This is a genomic window from Streptomyces sp. NPDC002076, assembly GCF_053593835.1.
Genome location: NZ_JBSFDI010000027.1, coordinates 65063 through 88517, shown reverse-complemented (window position 1 = coordinate 88517; position 23455 = coordinate 65063). Strand labels below are relative to the sequence as shown.

Below are 23455 nucleotides of genomic sequence, written 5' to 3'. Positions count from 1 at the left end.
CCTGAGCTTGCGAAGGGAGGGGAGAACTTCAAGGCAGCTGGGTGTGACACCTGGTGCGTTCCGGGCCAGTTTCCGCACGACCGGCGTGGGCACTTCCGAGGCGGGCTCGGCGTCGTCCGTGACTGTTGTGCTGGTCGCCGGTGGAAGACCGCGGAGGCGGGAGGGCCCTGATCGACGGCGGCCCGGAGGGAGGAAACCCACACCTGAGAAGAACCACGCCGCGGTCGCGGTCACCGGAGTGACACCATCGGCCCGCGGGCCCAGGGCTTCGCACCCTACGACTCGACTCCTGATGCCTAGGCAGTGGCCGCGGTGCGGTAGAACTCGGCCGCGGTGACGGTGGCAGGGACGCCGAGTTCGGCGGCGACCGCGGTGATCGCCTTGTCGCCGACAGCGAGGTCGGCCTGGCCGTCCGTGGTGAAGTACGGCGCGATGAACGTGTCGTAGTGGGCTCGGGCCTCTTCCGCGGTCTGTCCGCCGAGGAACGTCTGCATGTGGCGCACCGTGGTGTCGGGGTCGTCGTGGATCACCTGAAGGGCGCGTCGGTGGGCTCGTACGACGGCCTGGACCGCAGGGTCGTGCGGTGAGATGTAGGTGGGGTCGACGGCCACGCCCACGGTGGGGATCTGGAAGTGGTCGCCGACCCAGGCCAGCACCTGCCAGCCGTGCTCGGCGGCCACCGCCTCCGGTGCCATGGTGCTGCCGACGTAGGCGGCGTCGATGCTGCCGTCGTTGAGCCGGCGCAGATCCATGCCGTAGTCGCCGGGCGAGCGGACGATGGTCTTCACGTCACGGTCCGGGTCAAGGCCGGCCTTTCGCAGCACGATCCGGGCGAATGCGCCGGGCGGGGTGTGCGGGGCGTGGACCGCCAGCCGTCGCCCGGCCAGGTCGGCCAGGGAGGTGAGGCCGGGGCGGGCGAGGAACCAGAACAGCGGGCGGTGGGTGTTGACACTGAGTGCGACCCACGGGGTGCCGTCGGTCAGTCGTGACAGCAGTGCCCGGCCGAGCCCGATGGTGGCGCAGCGGCGCAGCCGTTCCACGTCCCAGGTGCAGCCGTCGCGCAGCGCGACGTGGACACCCTCCTCGGCGTAGTAGTCCTGCTGGTCGGCGATGTAGGCGGCCAGCTCCTCGTGCAGGCCTCGTCCGACGTAGGCCAGGTCGATCGTGTGCATGAACGTCTTTCCTTGATCGTTTAAGGGTTCGGCCGCGTGTGCGGAGGTCAGCGGGGCGTCAGTACATGGCCATGCCGCCGTTGACCGCGGCCGTGGTACCGGTCATGAAGGAGTTGTCCTCGGCGGCGTAGAAGGCGACCGCCTGGGCGACATCGGCCGGGTAGGCCAGGCGGCCCAAGGGGGTGGCGGCCACCTGCCGCTGCCTCGTCGCGTCGTCGAGCACGGCATCGGCGGTGCGGGACTCCACCGGGCCGGGCGAGACGACGTTGACCGTGATGCCCTGCGGGCCGAGTTCCTGGGCGAGATACCGGGCGAACTGCTCGAGTGCGGCCTTGGAAACGCCCAGCGCGATCATGCCCGCCCGAGGCAGGCGGCTGAGTCCGGTGCCGATGTAGATGAGGCGTCCCCACCCTCGTTCGGTCATCGTGGGCAGTACGGCTTTGGTGACCGCGAACGCCGCGTGCATCTCGGCGTCGATCTTGCCGCCCAGTTCTTCCCACGTCATGTCCTGGAACGGCTTGACCGCATACGGGATGAGCGCGTTGTGCACGAGCACGTCGATGCCGCCCCAAGCTGCCTGGACCTGTCCGACCATGCTCTTGACGGCCGCCTCCTCGCGCACGTCGGCCTGCATGGCCATGGCCTGGCCGCCCGCGGCCTCGATGTCGGCCACGACCTCCTCGGCCGCCTTGGTGTTGCGGAGGTAGTTGACCACCACGCGCATTCCTCGCGCGGCCAGAAGTCGCGCCGTGGCCGCGCCGATTCCGCTGCTGGCCCCCGTCACCAATGCCACCCTGCCGGTCGTCCCGGTCATGGGCCCACCTCCTGATCGTCGTCGCGGGCCGTCGGGATGACCGCCCGGGGTTGTTCGTCGTCGATGCCCTGGCCTGTCGGGCGGATCGCCCCGTACAGCACGGTGTCGACGGTCGCCCGCAGCAGGTCGGCCGCGGTCCAGTCCAGATCGCGCGGCAACTCCGACATGAGCAGCCGCTCCAACGCGCCGCGGGTGATCTCACTCAGCAGCTCGGGCGGGGCCGGCAGCAAGCCCTGCTGGTGTCCCTCCCGGAACAGCTCGTCGAGCCGCCGGTAGACCACCGCGTCCACACGCTGCTCCACGTACTGGCGCAGCATCGCGTCGCCCCGCCCGGTCGCGAGCTGAGGCGCGCCGATCCGCCCGAGCTCACTGCCCGCCGCGATCAGGAACCGCTGCACCCGCACACCGAACGGTTGCCCTTCCGCGTCCTCGGCCGCCGCCACCAGCGTGCGCTCCACCGCGGCGAACTGGCGGTCCAGCACCGCGGCCAGCAGGCTGCGCTTGTCCGGGAAATGACGGTAGATCGTCTTCTTGCTCATCCCGAGCTCACGAGCGAGATCGTCCATGCTCACCCGCGCGAAACCCGCCCCGAAGAACAGCCGGCCGGCCGCCTCCACGATCACGTCCGCACGCCGCTCGTCACTGGTGGAAACTCGAGAAACTGGATTAGTTTCCATAGTTCCCATCGTTGCCCTCCGTCTCTTCGCTGTCAAGGCATGCCGTACGTCCCAAGTGCCTGCCGGCGAGGTCTGGCCGGGGGCGCGCTACCCGGCGGTGGCGAGCCCGATGAGCAGCAGGGCGATGTCGTCCGTCCGGGGCGCGGTCTGCCGTGCATGGTCGATCAGGGTCGTGGCGAGCCGGTCCATGGGCTGGGTCGAGGCCCGGGCGAGCTGGGCGGCGAGCCCGGACATGGCGTCGTCCATGTCGACCCCGGGAGTCTCGACGAGGCCGTCGGTGTACAGGGCGAGGACGGTGCCGGGTGTTAGCGGGATCTCGGTGGGGGGATAGTCCGCGTCGGGGTCGATGCCGAGCAGCACGCCAGGTCGGAGCGCAAGGACCTCGGCGTGGCCGTCCGGGTGACGCAGAACGGGCGGGGGATGGCCGGCGGTGGCGAGGACGGCTCGGTGGTGTGCGAGGTCGAGGTGGGCGTAGAGGCAACTGACGAAGCGGCCCGGGTCCATGGCGACCAGCTGACGGTTGGCCTGCGCGAGGGCCTGTGGAGGCGTGGCCCCCGAGGCGGCGTGGGCGCGGATGGCGGGGCGCACCCGGCCCATGAGCGCGGCGGCGGTGACGTTGTGGCCCTGGACGTCGCCGATGACCGCGGCTGCCGTGGTGTCGTCGACCCGGACCAGGTCGTAGAAGTCGCCGCCGATGTCCATGCCGCGGACGCTGGGCAGATAGCGGGCCGCCACATCCAGTCCAGGAAGGTCGGGCAGCGAGTCGGGGAGCAGGGCCGCCTGCAGGGTCTTGGCGAGTTCGTTGCTGGTGTCGTACAGGCGGGCCCGTTCCAGCGCCTGCGCGATCAGTCCCGCGAGCGCGATGAAGACGACCCGCTGCTGGTCGGGAAAGGGGTGGGGCCGGTCGAAGGCGAACACGCACGAGCCCACCGGACGCCCGGAGGCGATCAGCGGCAGAAACGCCCAGGCATGCAGACCCTTCTGATGCGGGGCGGGCGGGTAGGCCCGGGACAGCTCGTCGAAGGAGGCGAAGAAGCTGGGCACGCCGGTGGCGAGGACCCGGACCGCGGGTGCCGGGTGGGTCAGCGGCACGCCGTCGAAGTGTTCGAGCAGTGAGGGGTTGTAGCCGCTGCGGCCGATGACCCGCATTCTGCCGTCCTCGGCCGCGAGCAGGGCGACGGTCCGGGCTCCGAACGCCGGCAGCATCTCCTCGGTGACCAGATCGACCACGTCTGAGACGCCCACGGTTTCCGACAGGGCGGCGGCCAGGTGCAGCACCCGGTAGACCTCGCCCAAGCGGATCGGCTCGCCCTGGAACGTCTCCGTCATGGTGGGCCCCGGCTGCGAGTCCCCGCCCGGACCGGTCGGCGATATGCGGACGCTCACCCCCGAGCCGTCGGGATAGAGCTCGAACGCGAGCCACTGGTCCGGCGGGTGCATGGCGGTGTAGTAGCCGGGCTTCCGGCTGACCACGGTGGCGCGGAAGTGGTCCTCGAAGGCCGGGTCGGTGTGCCAGGGCAAGGACTGCCAGGGACGCGTGCCGATCAGGTCGTCGGGGCTGCTCGCGCCCAGTAGGGCGGCGGCGGTGGCGCTGACGTAGGTGAACCTGCCCTGGAGGTCGAGGGAGCAACTGCCCCAGGGCAGCCGCTCGACGAGGTCCGCTGCGGCGAGTGCCTCGGCCGGCCCCCGCTTGCCGGCGGGCGGCTGCACCAGGGTGCGGGGTGCGGGCCCCGGGCCGACGGCGTGGCCGGTGCCGGCGGCGTCGCGCAGGAACCGGCCCAGGCGTCGACCGGCGGCACGGACCCGTTCAGGGCTCGGGCCGTCGGCACGGGTGGAGCCGGCGCCGGGCCAGAACAGCAGCAGCGCGCCCCAGACCGTGGTGCCGGTGAGGAGCGGTGCCGCGGCCACCGCATGGTGGTAGGGCAGGGCGATCGCCGTGCGCGGATAGCGACGGGCGAGGTCCTCCGGGTCGCCGAGCCAGACGAGCCGCCGCTCGCGCACCGCATCGGTCACGGGAAAGCGGCTCGACAGCGGGACCCCGAACCAGGGCGCGAGATACTCCGCAGGCATGCCTGCGGTCACCTCCAGCCGCAGGGTCTGGCCGTCGGACGCCAGCAGGAAGACCGCTCCCGCGTGCACGCCCGTGTCGCGCACGGCGATCTCCAGCAGCCGGTCCAGCTCGGCCCGGCGCAGTGACCCGGCGGTGGGTGAAGGGGAGCGGGGCCCGTGGGGCTGCGCCGCGCCGCCTTCCCGCATGGCGCACATATCAGTACCGTACGTCCGCACCCGCCGGCCCCGCGCGGAGGCCGCTGCCGATTCCCGTCCCGGACGCCGTTCCCCACGACGGTCTGCTCACCCCGTTCGTGTCAGCGTTCGAGGACGAGGGCGAGGCCCTGGCCCACGCCGATGCAGAGGGTGGCGACGCCCGTGCCGGAGCCGCGGCGGGCGAGCTGGTGGGCGACGGTGCAGGCGAGGCGGGCGCCGGAGGCGCCGAGGGGGTGGCCGAGCGCGATGGCGCCGCCCTGCGGGTTGAGGATCGCCGGGTCGAACTCTGGCCATTCGGCGAGGCAGCCGAGGACCTGGGCGGCGAAGGCCTCGTTCAGCTCCAGTACGTCGAGATCGGCGAAGGTCCGGGCGGCCTTGGCCAGGGCCCGGTCGACGGCCTCGACGGGGGCGAGGCCGAAGTAGTCGGGGTCGATCGCGGAGACTCCGGTCGCGCAGACGCGTGCCAGCGGCTCGCGGCCGATGGCCTTCACACCCTCCTCGTCGGCCAGCAGCAGGGCGGCGGCGCCGTCGTTGAGGGGGGAGGCGTTGCCGGCGGTGACCGTGCCCTGCTTGGTACGGAAGGACGGCCTGAGCCTTGCCATCGCCGCGAGGGAGGCGTTCGGGCGTACGCACTCGTCGGCCGCGAACAGCTGGGGGTCGCCGTTGAGCTGCGGGACCGGGACGGGCACCAACTCGGCGTCGAACAGGCCCTGTTCCTGGGCCGCTGCGGCCTTCTGGTGGCTGTGCAGGGCGAACTCGTCCTGCTGCTCACGGCCGATCCTGTGCTTCTCGGCGATCAGCTCGGCCGACTCCCCGAGAGGGATGGTCCATTGCGGGTTCATCGCCGGGTTCACCATGCGCCAGCCCAGCGTGGTGGAGTACAGCTCGGCGTGGGCGGCCGGGAACGGTCTGTCGTTCTTGGGCAGGACGTAGGGGGCGCGGGTCATGGACTCCACGCCGCCGGCGATGGCGACGGAGGCGTCGCCGACAGCGATGGCGCGGGCGGCCTGGATGACGGCTTCGAGTCCGGAGGCGCACAGCCGGTTGACCGTCGCCCCGGGCACGCTGGTGGGCAGGCCGGCGAGCAGGGCGGCCATGCGGGCCACGTTGCGGTTCTCCTCGCCGGCGCCGTTGGCGTTGCCGAGGTACACGTCCTCGATGCGCGCAGGGTCCAACTGGGGCATACGGGAGAGGAGTTCGCGGATGGCGTGGGCAGCCAGGTCGTCGGGGCGCACCGGGGCCAGGCCGCCGTTGTAGCGCCCGATCGGCGTGCGCACGGCATCGACGATGTAGACGGGGTTCACAGGAGGCCCTCCGTGACGGTCAGCTTGGCGTCGGTCTTGGCGATGATCTCCTCGACGTCGACGGAAGGTGCGCACTCGACCAGCACAAGCCCCTCGTCCGTGACGTCGAGGACACCGAGATCGGTGATGATCCGGTTCACGCAGTGCTTCCCGGTCAGCGGCAGCGTGCACTCGGTGCGGATCTTCGGCGAGCCGTCCTTGGCTGTGTGCGTCATGACGACGATGACCGTGCGGGCGCCGTGGACCAGGTCCATCGCACCGCCGATCCCCGTGATCATCTTTCCGGGGATCGCCCAGTTCGCCAGGTCCCCCTGCTCGGAGACCTGCATGGCACCCAGCACCGCGACGTCGATGTGCCCGCCGCGGATCATCGCGAAGGACAGTGCGGAGTCGAAGAAGGAGGCGCCGGGCAGGACCGTGACGGTCTCCTTGCCGGCGTTGATCAGGTCCGGGTCGACCTCGTCCGCACCCGGGTAGGGGCCGGTGCCCAGGATGCCGTTCTCCGACTCGAGGATCACTTCCACCCCTGGCGGCAGGTAGGTGGGGATCAGCGTGGGCAGGCCGATGCCGAGATTGACGTACTGGCCGTCGCGCAGCTCACGCGCGGAGCGGGCGGCCATCTCCTCACGAGTCCAGGCCATCAGCTGGTCACCGTCCGCCGCTCGATCTTCTTGTCCGCCGCCTGCTGCGGGGTGAGGGCCAACACCCGCTGGACGAAGATGCCGGGCAGGTGCACCGTGTCCGGATCGATCTCGCCGGGCTCGACCAGCTCCTCCACCTCCGCGATCGTGAGCCTGCCGGCCATGGCCGCGAGGGGGTTGAAGTTGCGGGCGGACTTGCTGAACACCAGGTTTCCGTGCCGGTCGCCCTGCGCCGCCCGCACCAGCGCGAAGTCGGTGCGGATGCCGCGTTCGAGCACGTACTCGGTGCCGTCGAAGACCCGCACCTCCTTGGCCGGCGAGGCCAGTGCGACCCCGCCGGAGCCGTCGTAGCGCCAGGGCAGCCCGCCCTCGGCGACCTGCGTGCCCACCCCCGCCGGGGTGTAAAAGGCGGGGATGCCCGCGCCGCCGGCGCGCAGCCGTTCGGCGAGCGTGCCCTGCGGGATCAGCTCCACCTCCAGCTCACCGGACAGGTACTGCCGCGCGAACTCCTTGTTCGCCCCGACATACGATCCTGTCACCCGTCCGATCCGGCCCGCCGAGAGCAGTACCGCCAGGCCCGAATCCATTGCCCCGCAGTTGTTCGAGACGACCGACAGCCCGCCGACGCCCCGCTCGAACAGGGCCTGGATCAGCACGTTCGGCACACCACTCAATCCGAACCCGCCCACGGCCAACGACGCTCCATCCGGCACATCCGCCACGGCCTCCAGGGCCGTATTGACCAATTTCCCCATATTTTTCGGATCTCCAGATTCTCGCGTGAATTCTGTGTCCATCGCGGAGTGTTTTACGCCGCCGGCATGTCCGCCCGATGCGTATTCAGCCTGCCGGGGCCGTCCGCTGAGACCTGGTTCCACGGTCCGATGCCACGGCGCGCTTGGCCATCCCGCAGATCGGCGATATTGGCTGCGATTCAAGGGCTGTGCCGTCGGCCGCTCTCGCACGAATCGGGTATTTCACATTCCTGCGGGAATGAGATGCTGACGTGACAGGCGGGTGACCCCGTACGCCACCAGCGCGAGCCCGAACACCTGGAGGGTCAGCCACCAGCCACCACGCAGTCTTTCCCCGTAGAGGGTGACGCCGAGCGCCAGGCTCACCAGGGTGTCCCCGAGGGTCAGGGCAGGCTGGGAGGCGACCAGCGGTCCGGACTGCATGGCGTTCTCCAGCAGGAACAGGGCGCACACGCCGAGGGCTGCGAACGCATAGGTCTGCCATGTGGTGAAGAAGGCACCCATACCCCGGCGGCCGAGGGCAGCGGTCGAGGACTTCATGAGCGCGGCAGTGAGGGAGTAGGAGACGGCGGCGGCCAGGCCCATGCACGCGGCGCGCGCCGCGCCGTTGGGCAGCCTGACCGCGACGCTGCACAGCACCACCACGGCGAGCAGGCAGCAGGTCAGTACCGCTGTCCACCGGGCCGCGGGGATCCCGTGAGTGCCACCGGTCGGCGCGGCCGCGAACAACGCCAGGCCCAGGCCGCCCCCGATACTGCCGACAGGCAGCCAGCCGGCCCGGGGCAACGGGCGCCCGGAGACGATGCTCGCGAGCAGCAGCACGAACGGCAACTCCAGCATGAAGAGCGGCTGTACGACCGCCAGGGCGCCGGTGGCCAGCGCGGCGCCCTGGAACATCGCCGAGAGGGCGACCCCACCTATGCCGAGCAGCCAGACCGGTGTGCGCAGCAGGTCCCACATCAGGCCGATGCGCAGACCGCTGGACTGCGGGACGACGGTGGCGGCCCGGCGCTGCATCACGGTTCCCAGTGCGTTGGTTGCCGCTGCGAGCAGAGCGAAGATCGGCGACAGCACGGTCAACATCGTGGTCTCCTGTCCCAAGATCGCTGTGATCGATGATCGATCGATCGTGGGTGTGGGTCAGTACTCTGCGAGAAGATGCATCAGTTGGGCGTCCAGGTCGACATGCACGTGCTCGGTGCCGGGTGACACCACCGCATCGGTGCGTCGCAGGAACTCCGTCACCACCGGCCAGGGGAACATGAGGTCCGCCCGTCCTGCGGGCGGCGTGAGGACGATCTGCACCATGTGCTGTCCCTGGTGCCAAGCAGGGCGCAGGCGGACGTCGCCGATACCGACTGGCTGGAGCAGCCCCTCTCTCAGGAGCTCCCGGGCGAAGAACCACTCGACCGCCCGGTCACCGCCGAGGCGGAAGGTCGCACGGACCGCGTAGGGATCGTCGGGACGATAGCCCAGTCGCGTGGACACGGGCACCGCCGAGCCGTCCGGCATGACGAGGAGCGCACATAGCTCGGCACCGACGGCACCGGTGCTGGGTCTCGGCATTCTTCCTCACTCACTCGGTACGGGAGTCGAGCCCTCCGACCCGGGGCTGTCCCGGACACCGGGCCGGAGGGCTGTCAACGGGTGTTCCATGCGCTCTTGGAACACCGCTGCCCCCTGCATGCATCCCGCCTTCCCCCGCCGTCCCGGGTGACCTCGCTCACCAGCCCGTGGTGCGGACCCACTGCCTCGAACGTGGACCGCCGGATCGAGACGGTGCTCCTGGGCATAGCCCTCCAGCAGCGAGCGCAGCCGGCGGTGACCTCGGTGCAGTCGGGACAGCACGGTGCCGACGGGAGTCTGCATGATGTCGGCGATCTCACGGGTGGTGAAGCCCTCGACGTCGAAGAGGTACACCGCCGTCCGGAAGTCTTCCGGGACGGCTTGCAGCGCCGCGCTGACGTCCGAGTCGGGCAGGTGGTCGAGCGCCTCGGCCTCGGCGGAGCGCAGTCCCGACGAGGTGTGCGAGGCCGCGCGGGCGATCTGCCAGTCCTCGATCGCCGTCGTGTCGTCGCGTTGCGGCCGCCTGCGTTGACTGCGGCGGTAGTTGAGGAACGTGGTGGTGAGGATGCGGTACAGCCAGGCCCTGAGATTCGTGCCCTCGCGGAACTGGTGGAACGAGGCGTAGGCCCGGGCGTACGTCTCCTGGAGCAGGTCCTCGGCGTCGGTCGGACTGCCGGTCATCCGCACGGCGGCCGCGAAAAGCCGGTCACGGTGTACCAGTGCCGGTTCGAAGCGGGCCTGCATGTCGTGGTCCGCCACGGCCTTCGCGTCCTCATCGGTCTTCCCCGTCGCCGCCGGACTCAGCGGGATGTCGGGGTCGGCCTCGCAGTCGGGTCCGGTTCCGGTCATGGTGCCTCCTGGGGTGGGGACGACGGCCGGATCTCAGCCGTCGATCAGGTGCGCGCCGGACCGGTCCGCACCTGGTCCGGGAGACGCACGGACAGCGGCCGTATTCCTGGGTTCGGCACCCCCCGACCTGAACCCTCGCCGCTCGTGAATGCGGACCCCTCGGACGCCGTTCCGGTGACCTCGACCGGCATATCCGCCTGACAGAGGTCCGGATCCACGATCCAGCCCATGGACACCCACCGCATCGCGCAGACGAGTGATGTCCGTCGAGAGCCGGAGGCCCCGGGCGCGGAGCCTGTCGCACGAACAAGGTATTTCAACGCCGGTGCCCGTTATCCCTCGCGGATTACGTTGACCCCCGTCATTCAGGCATCGAAAGTCTTGGTTCCAAGCAGACGGCGGGACTGGGGAATTCTCATGAAGACATTCGTGCATCGGGGACAGATCACCAAGGTGGTCTTCGGCAGCGGTACGCGCAGCCGTATCCCTGAAGAGGCTGATGCCCTCGGATGCCGTCGGGTGCTCATCCTGTGCACACCTGGTCAAGCGGGCCAGGCAGTGGAGGTGCACGACGTACTGGGTACGGCGGCGGTGGGAACTTTCACGGAAGCGGCTCCGCACACCCCCGTCGAGGTCACGGAGAAGGCGGTCGCGTATGCCAGAACCGTGGGAGCGGACTCGGTGCTCGCCATCGGCGGTGGCTCGACGATCGGCCTCGGCAAGGCGATCGCTCTGCGGACCGGGCTGCCACAGCTGGCGTTGCCCACCACCTACGCCGGCTCGGAGATGACGCCGATCCTCGGAGAGACCGAAGGGCGCCGGAAGGCGACCCGCCGGCTGCCGGAAGTGCTGCCGAAGACCGTGGTGTACGACGTCGACCTGACGTTCACGTTTCCCGCGGCGGCATCGGTGGTCAGCGGCATCAACGCGATGGCGCACGCGGTGGAGGCCCTCTACGCACAGGACCGGGACCCGCTCGCCTTCCTGTTGGCCGGTGAAGCGCTCGAATCCCTCATCCGCTCCCTCCCGGTCGTCGCACAACGTCCGGACGACGGCGAGGCGCGGGCCGATGCCCTGTACGGGGCGTGGCTGGCGGGCACGTGCCTCGGCACGGTCGGCATGGCCCTGCACCACAAGGTGTGCCACGTCCTGGGCGGCACGTTCGGGCTTCCGCACGCCGAAACCCACACGGTCGTGCTGCCGCACGTCGTCGCCTACAACGCACCGGCGGCGCCCGAGGCCATGGCACGCATCGCAAGGGCGCTGTCGGCGGCCGACGCCGCGAAGGGACTCTTCGACTTCGCGGGACGGCTCGCCGCCCCCAGGGCGCTGCGGGACCTCGGCATGCCGGAATCGGGCATCGAGCAGGCGGCCGAACTCATCGTGCGGGACGGCTACTGGAACCCGCGACCAGTCGAACGGACGGCGGTACGCGCCCTCCTGGCCCGCGCCTGGGCCGGACAACCGCCGTGCACATCACCCGGCGACGGACATCCCCGGACCGAGTCCGCGACCCACCACCCAACCACCACGGGAGCGCGTCATGCGTGATCTGACCAGCGACACCATCACCGAGGCCGTGATCTCGACCATGCGGGACACCAAGGACTCCCGCGTCGCCGAGATCCTGGAATCACTGGTGCGGCACCTGCACGCCTTCGTCCGCGACGTCGAACTGACGCAGGACGAATGGGCCCGGGGAGTCGACTTCCTGACGCGCACCGGGCAGACGTGCACCCCGACGCGTCAGGAGTTCATCCTGCTGTCCGACGTGCTCGGAGTCACCATGCTGGTCGACGCCCTGACCAACCGACGCCCCAGCCAGGCCACGCAGAACAGCGTGCTGGGCCCGTACTTCAGGGAGGACAGGCCGCAGCAGGCCGACGCCGCCGACATCTCCGGGGGTCTGTCCGGTACCCCGCTGTTCTTCGAGGGACGGGTCGTGGACCACGAGGGAGCGCCGGTCGCAGATGCGGCGGTGGACGTCTGGCACAGCGACTCGGAAGGCCACTACGACATGGAGGTGCCCGGCCTGGACGAGCCGGCCATGCGCGCGCTGTTCCGCACCGACGAGACGGGGCACTTCGCTTTCCGTTCCATCCGCCCGTCCAGCTACCCGATACCCGGTGACGGCCCGGTCGGCGAACTCATGAGCGCGACCAGCAGGTCGCTCATGCGTCCCGCCCATGTGCACCTGCTGATCGAAGCGCCGGGATTCCAGCGCGTGACCACCATGCTCTTCCCCTCGGACGACCCGCACCTGGACACCGATCCGGTGTTCGGCGTCAAGGAGTCGTTGGTCGACCGCTACGACACCTACCCGGCCGACGCCGGGCCCTGCCGGGGCATGACCGACGCTCCGTACACCCTGCTGCGCCACACCTTCGTCCTCGAACCCTGCGTCACGGACTGATCCTCACGGCGTCACCACGACGGGAGCCGGTCATCCACGAGGACGGCCCACGTCGAACACTTCATCACACCGCGGGGTTCAGCCCCGAATTCACGGAGGTCCTCAAATGAGTGAAACCCTTGATGTCGTCTTCGGGTTCCGAGCCACGATGAGCCGGCTCGCCACGGGTGTCAGCGTGATCACCACATGCTCGGGCAGCACGCCCATCGGCATGACGGCGAGCGCCGTCTCCGCGCTGTCGCTGGAGCCGCTCCAACTGCTCGTGTGCATCGGAAACCAGCTGTACACGCGGACCGCGATCGCGGAGCACGGTCGCTTCGCCGTCAACGTCCTCGGCGAGGACAGCGAGCACCTCGCGCGGAACTTCGCCGTTTCCAAGCCGGACAAGTTCGCGGGTGTGGAGACCATCGACGACCACGGCGTGCCGGTGCTGAAGGACGCCATCGCGGCTGTCGTGTGCGACGTCGCCGCGGCGCTGCCCGGCGGCGATCACACCATATTCGTGGGCGACGTCCGTCACTTCGAACACCGGATGGAAGGCCGGCCGCTGCTCCACTTCGGCGGAGACTTCGGCACGCTCAGGCCCCCCTGCTAGCGCGGGTGACAGCGGCCCGACGAAGGCTGCCGTATCCCTGCCCCGGTCCACTACGGCCCCCGGCGTCCGGCTCCTGCAGGCGAGCCACGGACGCCGGGGGCTCCACCAGTCCTGACGACTCCACCGAAGGTGCCATGACCAGTTCCGTGCCGACCTTCAAGCTGCGTCCTGGGGACCAGCCCCCGCACCAGCTGACCCGCCCCCGGCTGCTACGCCGGCTGGACGCGTCGACCGAGCCCGTGGTGGTGGTCTCCGGGCCCGCCGGTGCCGGAAAGACGGTGCTCCTGACCGAGTGGTCGCGAAGCCTCGCAACTCGTGGCGCGTGCGCCTGGCTCAGCCTGGACGCGTACGACAACGCCCCGGGCCGGCTCTGGGCCGGCATCCTGCGGGCGTTGCAGCACGTACGGCCGGAACTGCCCGTCCGCCCCCACAATTGCGAGTGGACACTCGACGCGTGGCTCGAGGAGATCCTGCCGAGCCTCGTGAGCGGACTGGACGGACAGGGACCGCTCGCGCTGATCCTCGACGGAGTGGAATCGATCACAGATGTCGATGCGGTCCGCAGCCTTTCGGATTTCCTGACAAGGCTTCCGCAGGGCTTTCGCGTCGTTCTGTCGACCCGTCACGTTCCGGGTGGACCCGTACCGACCCTGCGCGCCCGGGGCACGATCGCCGAACTCGACCGGCACGACCTGGCCTTCACCCTCGAGGAGGCACAGGCCGTGCTCACCGATCTGCTCGGGTCCGCTCCGGCCCCGGACACGTTGAGCGCGGTGTACGAGACCACCGAGGGGTGGGCGGCGGCGCTGTGCATCATGGGCCGTACCCTCGCTCGCTCGTCGGACGACGCCGACGCGGCGGCCGACCTGGCCCGCGGCAGGCGAGCGGTCACCGAGTACCTGGCCACCGAGGTGCTCCACCGGCTCACCACCGAGCAGCGCGAGTTCCTGCTCCGTACCAGTGTGCTCGACGAGTTGAGTGCCGGGCCGTGCCGGGCCCTCGCCGGGGACCGGGCGGGCGTACTGCTGCGCGAGCTCGCACGGACCGTCCAACTGCTCGTACCCGTAGCCGCCGATCCCTCGGCATATCGGCGTCACTGCGCACTGTCCGCGCTGCTCTGCGACCTTCTCGGATCCGAAGGGCGCGAGACCGCCGTGTCGTTGCACCGGACGGCGGCTCGGTGGTACTCACGGCAGGGCGAGACGACCGCGGCCGTACGGCACTGGGTGCGCGGCGGTGACGAGGCCGCCGCCGTCGCGTCGATACTCCACGACTGGGAACAGGCGATCTCGGCAGGCCGCGGTCGGGAGGTCAGACAATGGCTGGAGCTCTTGCCGCTCCGCACGGTCGCCGCCGACGCAAGACTGTGCGTCGTGGCGGCGATGGCGGCCCTGTCGGGGGGTGCTCCGGAAACGGCCCGGCGCTGGCTGGACGTGGTCCGGCTCAGGGGGCCGGGAGCGGACACGGTCGGCGAAGGCAGCACGGTGTCCGATGCGGCGGCCGTCGCCCGGGCCGTGGCCTGCTGGCTGCAGGGGGAGGTCCTGACCGGCGACCGTCTCGCCGAAACCGTCTTCGCCGGCACCGTCCCGTTGACTTCCTGGCGTGCCCTGGCCTGTACGGCCCGCGGTACCGCTCTGCTGTGGACCTCCCGGTACGAGGAGGCCGAGGCGCTGCTCGGCGAGGCGACCCGTGACGCGCATGCCGCCGGGCACGGCCTGACACTCGTCCGCGCGCTGGGGCTGCGGGCGCTGTGCGCCCTGCTGGCCGGACGCCATGAGCCGGCGCGCATGCTGAGCGACGAAGCCCTGGACGCGGCCGGGACGGCCGGGCTGGAGCGGCACTTCGTCGCGGCGCCCGCCTACATCGGCAGAGCCGGCCTGCTCCTCGATGAGGGACGGGCCGACGAGGCCGAACGGACCCTGGCCGATGCGGAAGCGGCGCTGGCGGATTCGTCCCGGACAGGAAGCGAACCCCAGATGCACGCCTTGTATCACGGCACACGGGCACGACTTGCCACTGCGCGACGCAACGCGGACGCCGCGCGGGAAGCCCGTGAGGCGGCCGAGCGGGCAGCGGCCCGGTGCGAGTCACCAGGAGTGCTCACGGATCTGCTCGGGGGAGTCGGGGAGGACACCGTCGTGCCGCTCGTCGTGTCCGGCCCCCAGGAGCTGTCGCTCGGCGAGCGCCGGGTGCTCCGCGCCCTGTGCGGTCCGCTGACACTGCGTGAGATCGCCGCCGAGTTCTATGTGTCCCACAACACCGTCAAGACACAGGTACGGGCGGTCTTCCGCAAACTCGGTGCGCACGACCGGAGCGCAGCGGTCGCCAGGGCCCGGGAGTGCGGCATGCTCTGACCCGGGCCCCGGCATCCTGCTACGAGGCGTTCTGACGAGAGGCGTCCTGACGTCGGGCGTAGTCCGCCTGGGCCAGGTACGCGGTCTCCTGCTCCCCGTCGTTGCTCACGCTCTCGATGCCGCAGACCTTGCGCGCGAGGTCCGCCATGCTGCCGGTGGGGGACATCTCGGCACGTTTCATTGTGAGGCTTCGGATGGCCAGCAGGGGCGTGCCGTTGAAGTTCTCGAAGGTGCTGATGCGGTCGCCCCAGTCGGACAGGAACATGTCGCGGATCACCCGGCTGATCTTCAGCCGGTCGTGCGGCCTGCCGACCGGTCCGGTCTGCAGCGCCGTCAGCCACGGCCGCAGTTCGGGCCGCTCCCACTGCCCCTCGGTGGGATAGATGAGCGCGGCACGACCGGACAGGTCGATGAGCTCGTGGGTCAGGTCGGTGATGTGCTCGATGTAGTACGCCCGCCCGAAGTCGAACATCAGGACGTTCGGCTTGTAGATGCCGCCGGGAGTGAAGAAGCCTTCGTCCTCCGAGGCGATCACATGCGCCTTGAGCGTCTGGAGGAAGCCGGCGAACCGGGCGATCCGCGCCTGGACGGGCGGCAGTTGGTAGGTGCCGATGTGCTCGGTGATCAGCAGGGCCAGACCGAGCATCAGCTCGGCCTTGACCATGGCACGCACCAGCGAGTGGTAGTGCAACCAGTCGAAGACGCGCTGCGGGTACAGCGAGGCGTGCTCGGGGTTGCCGATGTGGAAGACCCGGTTCCAGGGGATGAGCACGTCCTCGAACACGATGATGCTGTCCAGCTCGTCACCCTGCGAGGCGAGCGGGTGCTCCACCTCCTCGCCGTCGCGGACGTTGCTCTCGCGGCAGATGATGGTGACCCCGGGGGTGTTGGGCTTCACCGCCCCGTAGATGATCTGCTCCGACACGATGCCGGGGCGGTAGAAGACGCCGATGTGGATCCAGTCCCCGAAGGCCGCGCCGGTGCTGATCGACTTCACACCCCGCACGGTGATGCCCTCGTCCGAGGTGGCGACCACCCGCAGTGCGGGGGAGATGGCCTGTGCCGAATCGCGCGAGCGGTCCGCCTGCGGGTCGACGAAGGCCGGCGTCGCGTTGAGGTCGCCGTCCCGCATCACGTTCCAGAAGTCGAGGATCCCACCGGTGAGGTCCCGCCCGTCGGTCCCGACGGACTGGCTGCTCCAGGGCTCGGGGTCGTCGACGTAGGTCAGCAGGACGTAGTTGTTGACGTCCGGCGTGCGCGGGATCGCACCGCCGCCCAGTTCCCGCTGCACCGTCTCCAGGTAGCGCCGCTTGCGCAGCAGGTCCTCCTTGGAGCGGTGCTGGAACCATGTCATGGACCGCCGGACACCGTCCTCGTCCAGGAACGTCATGACGTCCTGGAGGTCGGGACGGTGGTGCAGGTCGTAGAAGTCCGCGATGCTCCGGGCGTACGCCCTGGTCTTGGGGTGCGTGGACACGTCGTCGACGAGTTCGTCACCCACCCACACCGTGCGGCCGTCGTTCAGTGCCGCGAGGTATTCCTTGCCTGTACGCACGTCGTGCTCCTCTCGGGGGGCAAGAGATCTGGACGCCCCGAAGGATGTGTCGTGGCGGGGTGAGCGGACGGCACGGAACCGGCAATCACCCGGGTGAAAGCGCCGGGCACACATGAACCGGCGTTGAGGGCGATGTGGCCGTGCGGCATGCTGGCCCCATGCGCAGCACAGACCCCGTGGGTGACCGGCCCGGTGGGCGTGGGCACCGGGCCGTGAACGGCCTGCGCCTCAGGGGACGGGGCCGCGAGATGGCGGCTGTCCGTGAGGCCCTGGGCGCGGTGCGTGCCGGGCGGGGTGCCTGCGTCGTCGTGGAAGGCGCACCCGGCGTCGGCAAGAGCCGGCTGCTGGCGGAGCTGGACGACATGGCACGGCGGTCCGGGTTCGACGTGGTGTCCGTACGGGCCGACGAGCTCGACCAGTACGCCGCCGGAGCCGCCCTGCAGTCCGCCCTGCAGTTCTCCGACGGTTCCGAACGAGCGGCCGCGGCCACCGACGATCAGCGGCTGTGGCTGCTGGACAGCATCACGGACGCTCTCGAGGAGCGTGCCCAGCGCGCCCCGGTGGCCGTGCTGGTGGACGATGCGCAGTGGGCGGATCCGGCCACGCTCCTGGTGCTGCGCACCCTGCCCCGGCGACTGGCGGCTTCGCGGATCCTGTGGGTGCTGGCGGTACGGTCGGAGACCGAGCGGCCGACCGTTGCGAGGGTGCGGGAGGACCTCGAACGCCTCGGAGCCCGGTGGCTGACCCTCGGTCCCCTGCCGCAGCAGGAGCTGCAGCACATCGCGGCCGACGTCCTCGGGGCGAAACCGTCACCCGGTCTGGCCCGGCTCCTGCGGGGCGTCGGGGGCAATCCGTTCCTGGCGATCGAACTGGTGCGCGCCTTCGTCGACACGGACGCCGTCAAAGTGGAGGCGGGCGTGGCGAGCCTGCTGCACGACGGCATCCCCGTCGGTTTCCGGCGGAGCGTCGCCGCGCGTCTGGACCGGCTCCCGGAGGATGCCGTGCGCCTCCTCCAGATCGGGTCCGTCCTCGGTCGGGAGTTCGACCTCGGTACGGCCGCGCGCATGCTCGGCAGGCAGGTCGGCAGCCTGCTGTCGGGCGTCGAGGCGGCCCTGAACGCCGGTCTGCTCTCCGGCGACGGGCCGCGACTGGCGTTCCGCCACGACCTCATGCGGCAGGCCGTCCACGAGAATCTGGCGCCGGCCGTACGGACCGCTCTGCACCGGGAGGCCGCCGACATTCTGCGGGGCATCGGGGCACGATCGGCCGAGGTGGCCTGGCACGTCGTCCTGTCGGGCGGCCCGGTGGACGACGACGCCGTGACCACATTGACCACCGCGGTACGGGAACTGTCCTCGTCGGCCCCTGACGCGGCTGCGGACCTGGCTCAGCAGATCGCCGGACTGCTGCCCCTGCACGACCGGCGGCGCATCGCCCTGCTGACCGACGCCGCGGAGTACCTCGGCCGGACCCGCCGGGTGCACCAGGCGCTCGACCTGGTCGACGCGACCCTGTCGGACCGGCTGGAGCCGGTGCAGGAGGCGCGTCTGCGCCTGGTGGCTGCCGAGATCCACCAGGCCGCGGGCGACGATGCCGCAGCGATGACACACCTCCAGCAGGCTCTGGTCCTTCCCGGGCTGCCGACTGACCTGCGAATCAGGCTGCTGAAGACCAAGGCGACGGGCCACGTGTACCTCGGGGACATCACCGCTGCCGAGCAGACCGACATCGGACTGGTCGAGGCCTCCTACCGCAGCGAAGACCCGGCCGTCGTCGTCAGCGCCATGGTGTTCCAGTCGCAGACGTTCTTCTACCGTGGGCGCCTGGCCCGCGCCCTTGAGCTCGCCGAGGAGGCCACGGCACGCGCCGCCGGCACGGAGTCCGGCGTACTCTACCTGCGGCCTCCGCGGATTCCCGCGCTGTGGCTGGCCACGGTGCTGACCGCCACCGACCGGCTCGCGGACACCGAGCAGGTGCTGCGGGAGGGGCAGCGCGAAGCGGAGACGCTGGGCCTGGGCTGGTCGCTTCCCCACTGGCATGCGAGCCGTGCCTGCGCGCTGTTCGAACAGGGGGCGCTGGACGACGCGGCCGTGGAGGCCGAGTCCAGTCTGATGGTGGCCGACGAACTCGAGATCACCCAGCCGAATCCGCAGGCCCGCTCCGTCCTGGCATTGGTGGAGATCAGACGCGGTGACCTCGCCAAAGCCAGGGACCATCTCCGCGCCGCCGAAGCCGGATCCGGCACGAGCACCCAGCGGTTCGGCCTGTGGGTGTCGCTCGCACGCGCCTGCCTGGCCGACGCGGAGGGCCGGGACACCGCAGCGGCAGCGGCGATGGGCGGCAGCTTCACGGACGCCGAGCCGGCACGCCTGCTTGCGGTGCCGCCGTCCCACTGGCCCGGGATCGTGCGCATGGCGCTCCGCGGCGAGGACCCCTCGCTCGCGCAGGCCGTGTCCGGCGCATTGCGCATCCTGGCCGCACAGGACGGCGGCCAGCAGATCGTCGGGACGGTCCGTGCCCATGTGGACGGCCTGCTCCACCACGACCGGGGCGCACTGGCGTCCGCCGTCACCGGTTACCGGAGCACCGGCAGGCGGCTGGCCCTGGCCGCGGTCTGCGAGGACCTCGGGGACCTCGTGGCCGCGTCGGGCGACAGCACGTCGGCGATCCCGTATTTCGAAGAGGCGGGTGAGCTGGCGTCGGCATGCGGAGCCCTGCGCGATCACGAACGGATCATGCGGCGCCTCAGACAGTTCGGCGTGCGCACAGCTGCCCCACGGCACCACACGACGGGCGCCGCGGGATGGGAGAGCCTGACCGAATCCGAGCGGAAGCTCATCCCGCTCGTCGTGGAGGGCCTCACCAACCGGGCCATCGCCGACCGGCTCTACGTGTCCGTGCACACCGTCAACACGCATATGAAGCACATCTTCACCAAGCTCGGCATCAACACACGAGTCGAACTGACCCGGCTGGCGATCGAACGGGGCGGCATCGCCGACGGGGCGGACTGAGCGACGCCTGCGGCGGGGGGCGCGGCGGCGAGGATCCCGTGAATGGGCGATGCAGGCGGCTGACGTACAGGTGATCCTGGTCGCGACGGCGCCACAGGCACGGTGCCGTCAGCGATCCGATCACATGCGGACGGCTGAGCCCGGAGACCGACCGGGTCGTTCCCCTGGCGCAGACCGCGCCGCGTACCAAGCGCTCGAGAAGGAGTACCGGCGTGGGAGGACTTTCCCCCGTGTCGCGGACGGATGGTCAACCGCGGCCCGGGTCGGTCGGCACCGGCGCGGTCGCCGGACGCGGATACCGCGGCCAGCTCCGTGCAGCCGTGGCCGCGAGCGCGGCCCCGCACGGATACACCCTGGCGCTGTGGACCGCCACCGCCGTGACGTCGTCCGATCGGGGCGCCCCAGGGACGGCCGAAGTCCTGGCACTCCTCGCCGGTGCGACGCTCGCCTTCGTCGGGCTGGGTGCCGTCGCGTACGGCGGCTCCCCCATGAAGCCGGAGAGGTCCGCCCCGGCCGGCACGTGGATATGGGCCGCCTTCCATCTGCCCATGGCGGCTCTCGCTGCGCTGGTCAGCCTGTTGCTCGCATGGTGCTGTTCCGGTCCCCTCCTGTGGGGGCTCGTCGGGACGACCACGACGGCCGTCTATCTGCTTGCTGTCAGCGCCCAGTTCCTCTGTTTCTCAGTTCGCCGAACCACCTAGATGCCAAAGCCGCACACGCAGTAAGAGGTTCACCATGTCACTCGCACTCGACCCCGCAGCCCAGGACCTTTTGTTCCGGGAGGCTCGTACCGCCAACACCTTCACCGACGACCCGGTGACGGACGACCAGGTGAAGGCCGTCTACGAACTGGTCAAGTACGGTCCCACCAGCATGAACCAGCAGCCGCTGCGGATCGTGCTGGTTCGTTCCGCCGAGGCGCGTGAACGCCTGACCGGACACCTGTCCGAGGGAAACCGTAAGAAGACCGCGGCCGCCCCTCTCGTCGCCATCCTCGCCGCGGACAATGAGTTCCACGAGGAACTGCCGAGCCAGTTCCCCCACTTCCCGCAGGCAAGGGATCTCTTCGCCGAGCGTGCGGTGCGTGAGCGTTCCGCAAGGCTCAATGCGCTGCTCCAGGTCGGCTACTTCATCATCGGCGTCCGCGCGGCCGGCCTGGCCGCGGGACCGATGACCGGCTTCGACGCCGAGGACATCGACAAGGAGTTCTTCAGCGACGGCGAGCATTCGGTTCTCGCCGTCGTCAACATCGGCAGGCCGGGCGAGAATGCCTGGTTCCCGCGCTCCCCACGCCTGACGTACGCCCAAGTGGTCACGACCGTCTGATCCACTGCCAGGCGTCTGAGCTCCGGAACCCCTCCGGTCATCCACGCGTCCGCAGGCCCGGGGGGAGGGTCTCCCCCTCCGGGACCGGTTCCGTCCGGCTCCCGGCGGTGTCGCCGATGGCGGTGTGCGCGGGCGGCCATGGCAGCAGGGCGATCAGGGAGTGTGCCCGGTGGATGAGGAAGGCGGCGAGCGGCAGTTCGGTGGCCAGGGCAAGGCCCCCCGCCATCCAGACGTCCTCAGTTCCGACATCGAGCGAGATGTCGAACCAGGTGTCGCAGATCAGCAGGACTGCTGTGGCGTGCGCGTACAGAATGACCGAACGGCTGCGCCGCCAGGCCAGGAACGCCGTGGACGCCAACGCGATGATGAGCAGCACGTCGAATCCGACCCAGGTCAGGCGCCACTGGTGCACGTGGTGGGACGACGGCAGCGTCAGACCCAGCATCACGGTCCAGGGTATGAGACAGGCGGCGCACGTGGCGAGCAGCTCAGCGGTGTGCTTTCTCCGGCGGTCCGGCGCGAGGCCGCGGTGGCCGGTATGTTCCTTGATCACTTGTGGTCCGTCCTCGCGCACTTCCTCCGACACCGGCAGGTTTCCCGGATTCCACATGGGCACAGCCGTATACGTCGTTCCGGATATTCCCGCGGTGTGCCCCTGAACCTCTCGGGCCGCGGGCGATGCCGGTGTCACCCACTACGGGCGTGCCAACCCGAACGTCTCCAGCTGCTCCCAGATCCACGGGTAGAAGCGGTCGTACGTGGAACAGTCCCAGACGTGTCCGCGATGTCCGTCGTGGTGCCCACCGACGGTTCCCGTCTCGGCCACCGCACCCGCTCGGGCGGGGACGCGTGCGTCGGCCGGAAGAGCAGCCGCGTTCGCGGAACCCCCGGCGACGAGGAGGGTGCCTCCGGCGAATGCCAGAGCGGCGGCGGTGGTGGCTATACGCCGTACGAGCTTGTTCTTGGTGCGCAAAACAATCATCCCCTGGTTTCCGGAGAGTAGAAACTGTCAACACGGCCAGTTTCGATCAGGAAGGTGCGTAGTGCATCGCATGATCTGGTGATTGACTGCTGCCCAGGTGGGCCCGTGCTGCAGGTATGTATTCTGGGCTTGAGTCGAGACTTGGTAGTCACATGAATCGCTAGATTGTGCGATGTTCTCAGTTCCTTTCCGGTCTACTCTGCCCAGAGAGCTGATATCGCTCGAGTTTTCTTGACTCGGCGGTCGTCTGCCGAAGAAAAGTGGCACACGAAACCAGATCGGGGTCGGGGGCGTGGAGGGCCGGGATGTCCAGGCGCAGTAGCAAAATCGAGTTCGTAGGCTCGCAGGGCGTCCCGCTCGTGGCGCGCCTGGACCTGCCGGAGGGGACGCCTTGGGCGTACGCCGTATTCGCCCCCTGCTTCACATGCGGCAAGGACTGGATGGCGGCCGCTCGGATCTGCCGGGAGCTGGCCGAACGCGGAATCGCGGTCCTCAGTGTGGACTTCACCGGCATCGGCGAGTCCGGGGGTGACTTCGCCGACAGTACATTCAGCTCCGATGTGGACGATCTCGTGCGCGCCGCCGACCACTTGCGCGAGAACTTCACGGCACCGTCGCTCCTCATCGGGCATTCGCTGGGCGGCGCAGCCGTGCTGGCCGCCGCGCACCGGATACCCGAGACGGCGGCGGTGGCCACGATCGGTGCGCCTGCGGAGCCGGAGCACGTCGTGCGCACTTTCGGCGGCAGGCGGGAGGAGATCGAGCGGCACGGGGAGGCCGAGGTGCGTCTCGGAGGCCGCGTGTTCCACATCCGTCGGGAGTTCCTCGACGACATCGCCGCGCAGCCTCAGGCCGAGCGCATCCGCCGGCTGCGTCACGCGCTCCTGGTGCTGCACTCGCCGATCGACGAGACGGTGGGTGTGGAGAACGCCCAGCAGATCCTCGAGGCCGCACGGCACCCCAAGTCCTTCGTCGCGATCGACGGTGCCGACCATCTGCTCACCGATCGTGCCGACGCCCGCTATGTCGCGACGCTGCTGGCCGCGTGGGCGGGCCGTTACGCCCGCGATTCGGTCCAGGCCGGGCCGGCGTGACGGAATTCGCATGCCCCGAGCCGATAGGACTTCCGTGCGCCGAATGTGCCGTACATCGCATCATGCAGACATTGTGACG

The 23455-nt window shown here is 70.0% G+C and carries 21 protein-coding genes; 8 read left to right on the top strand and 13 right to left on the bottom strand.

Going from position 1 to position 23455, the window contains the following annotated elements:
- Positions 1–296: 296 nt before the first annotated feature.
- From ACWCQS_RS38995 to ACWCQS_RS38950, 10 genes are all read right to left on the bottom strand, one after another.
- Positions 297–1172, bottom strand: coding sequence for an ABC transporter substrate-binding protein (locus ACWCQS_RS38995; RefSeq protein ID WP_381947526.1), 876 nt, complete (start codon positions 1170–1172; stop codon positions 297–299).
- A gap of 58 nt (positions 1173–1230) precedes the next feature.
- Complete coding sequence (locus ACWCQS_RS38990) at positions 1231–1986, bottom strand: SDR family NAD(P)-dependent oxidoreductase (protein ID WP_451008885.1); 756 nt, start codon at positions 1984–1986, stop codon at positions 1231–1233.
- Positions 1983–2609: a TetR/AcrR family transcriptional regulator gene (locus ACWCQS_RS38985; protein ID WP_451008884.1), complete on the bottom strand. Its 627-nt coding sequence runs from the start codon at positions 2607–2609 to the stop codon at positions 1983–1985. The genes ACWCQS_RS38990 and ACWCQS_RS38985 overlap by 4 nt, the downstream gene beginning before the upstream one ends.
- Before the next feature lie 141 nt (positions 2610–2750).
- Complete coding sequence (locus ACWCQS_RS38980; protein ID WP_451008883.1) at positions 2751–4928, bottom strand: SpoIIE family protein phosphatase; 2178 nt, start codon at positions 4926–4928, stop codon at positions 2751–2753.
- 101 nt (positions 4929–5029) lie between these two features.
- Positions 5030–6232 (bottom strand): thiolase family protein, encoded by a 1203-nt coding sequence (locus ACWCQS_RS38975; RefSeq protein WP_451008882.1) that lies wholly within the window; start codon positions 6230–6232, stop codon positions 5030–5032.
- Positions 6229–6873: a CoA transferase subunit B gene (locus tag ACWCQS_RS38970; protein WP_351618988.1), complete on the bottom strand. Its 645-nt coding sequence runs from the start codon at positions 6871–6873 to the stop codon at positions 6229–6231. The genes ACWCQS_RS38975 and ACWCQS_RS38970 overlap by 4 nt, the downstream gene beginning before the upstream one ends.
- Positions 6873–7628 carry a CoA transferase subunit A gene (locus tag ACWCQS_RS38965; RefSeq protein ID WP_451008881.1) on the bottom strand — a complete coding sequence of 252 codons (756 nt, stop codon included), beginning with the start codon at positions 7626–7628 and terminating at the stop codon, positions 6873–6875. The genes ACWCQS_RS38970 and ACWCQS_RS38965 overlap by 1 nt, the downstream gene beginning before the upstream one ends.
- Positions 7629–7850: 222 nt before the next feature.
- Positions 7851–8711 carry a DMT family transporter gene (locus ACWCQS_RS38960; protein ID WP_451008880.1) on the bottom strand — a complete coding sequence of 287 codons (861 nt, stop codon included), beginning with the start codon at positions 8709–8711 and terminating at the stop codon, positions 7851–7853.
- Between the two features lie 57 nt (positions 8712–8768).
- A complete protein-coding gene (locus ACWCQS_RS38955) occupies positions 8769–9194 on the bottom strand; it encodes an SsgA family sporulation/cell division regulator (protein WP_451008879.1) in 426 nt (141 codons plus the stop codon).
- 6 nt (positions 9195–9200) lie between these two features.
- The gene (locus ACWCQS_RS38950; protein ID WP_451008878.1) at positions 9201–10043 is read right to left on the bottom strand and encodes a sigma-70 family RNA polymerase sigma factor; all 843 of its coding nucleotides are present in this window, start codon (positions 10041–10043) and stop codon (positions 9201–9203) included.
- Positions 10044–10460: 417 nt separating this feature from the next.
- Here ACWCQS_RS38950 and ACWCQS_RS38945 point away from each other — a divergent pair, with 417 nt between their 5' ends.
- From ACWCQS_RS38945 to ACWCQS_RS38930, 4 genes are all read left to right on the top strand, one after another.
- Positions 10461–11594, top strand: a complete 1134-nt coding sequence (locus ACWCQS_RS38945) for a maleylacetate reductase (RefSeq protein WP_451008877.1) — start codon at positions 10461–10463, stop codon at positions 11592–11594.
- Complete coding sequence (locus ACWCQS_RS38940; protein WP_451008876.1) at positions 11587–12456, top strand: dioxygenase family protein; 870 nt, start codon at positions 11587–11589, stop codon at positions 12454–12456. The genes ACWCQS_RS38945 and ACWCQS_RS38940 overlap by 8 nt, the downstream gene beginning before the upstream one ends.
- A 106-nt stretch (positions 12457–12562) precedes the next feature.
- A complete protein-coding gene (locus ACWCQS_RS38935; RefSeq protein WP_365331541.1) occupies positions 12563–13051 on the top strand; it encodes a flavin reductase family protein in 489 nt (162 codons plus the stop codon).
- 134 nt (positions 13052–13185) lie between these two features.
- Positions 13186–15405 carry an AAA family ATPase gene (locus ACWCQS_RS38930; protein WP_451008875.1) on the top strand — a complete coding sequence of 740 codons (2220 nt, stop codon included), beginning with the start codon at positions 13186–13188 and terminating at the stop codon, positions 15403–15405.
- Between the two features lie 19 nt (positions 15406–15424).
- On the opposite strand, the gene ACWCQS_RS38925 is transcribed toward ACWCQS_RS38930, so the two are convergent.
- The gene (locus tag ACWCQS_RS38925; protein ID WP_451008874.1) at positions 15425–16960 is read right to left on the bottom strand and encodes a 4-hydroxyphenylacetate 3-hydroxylase family protein; all 1536 of its coding nucleotides are present in this window, start codon (positions 16958–16960) and stop codon (positions 15425–15427) included.
- A gap of 158 nt (positions 16961–17118) precedes the next feature.
- On the opposite strand from ACWCQS_RS38925, the gene ACWCQS_RS38920 reads away from it, so the two are divergent.
- The 3 genes from ACWCQS_RS38920 to ACWCQS_RS38910 all read left to right on the top strand — a co-directional run bounded on the left by ACWCQS_RS38920 (position 17119) and on the right by ACWCQS_RS38910 (position 21300).
- The gene (locus tag ACWCQS_RS38920) at positions 17119–19974 is read left to right on the top strand and encodes a helix-turn-helix transcriptional regulator (protein WP_451008873.1); all 2856 of its coding nucleotides are present in this window, start codon (positions 17119–17121) and stop codon (positions 19972–19974) included.
- 212 nt (positions 19975–20186) lie between these two features.
- Entirely contained in the window at positions 20187–20675 is a 489-nt protein-coding gene (locus ACWCQS_RS38915; protein ID WP_451008872.1) for a hypothetical protein, read from the top strand.
- Positions 20676–20709: 34 nt separating this feature from the next.
- Positions 20710–21300: a malonic semialdehyde reductase gene (locus ACWCQS_RS38910; RefSeq protein WP_451008871.1), complete on the top strand. Its 591-nt coding sequence runs from the start codon at positions 20710–20712 to the stop codon at positions 21298–21300.
- A 37-nt stretch (positions 21301–21337) separates the two neighbouring features.
- On the opposite strand, the gene ACWCQS_RS38905 is transcribed toward ACWCQS_RS38910, so the two are convergent.
- Both ACWCQS_RS38905 and ACWCQS_RS38900 read right to left on the bottom strand, forming a co-directional pair.
- Complete coding sequence (locus ACWCQS_RS38905) at positions 21338–21910, bottom strand: hypothetical protein (RefSeq protein WP_451008870.1); 573 nt, start codon at positions 21908–21910, stop codon at positions 21338–21340.
- Between the two features lie 84 nt (positions 21911–21994).
- Entirely contained in the window at positions 21995–22273 is a 279-nt protein-coding gene (locus ACWCQS_RS38900) for a hypothetical protein (RefSeq protein WP_451008869.1), read from the bottom strand.
- A 314-nt stretch (positions 22274–22587) separates the two neighbouring features.
- On the opposite strand from ACWCQS_RS38900, the gene ACWCQS_RS38895 reads away from it, so the two are divergent.
- The gene (locus tag ACWCQS_RS38895; protein ID WP_451008868.1) at positions 22588–23376 is read left to right on the top strand and encodes an alpha/beta hydrolase family protein; all 789 of its coding nucleotides are present in this window, start codon (positions 22588–22590) and stop codon (positions 23374–23376) included.
- The last annotated feature ends 79 nt before the right edge of the window (positions 23377–23455 follow it).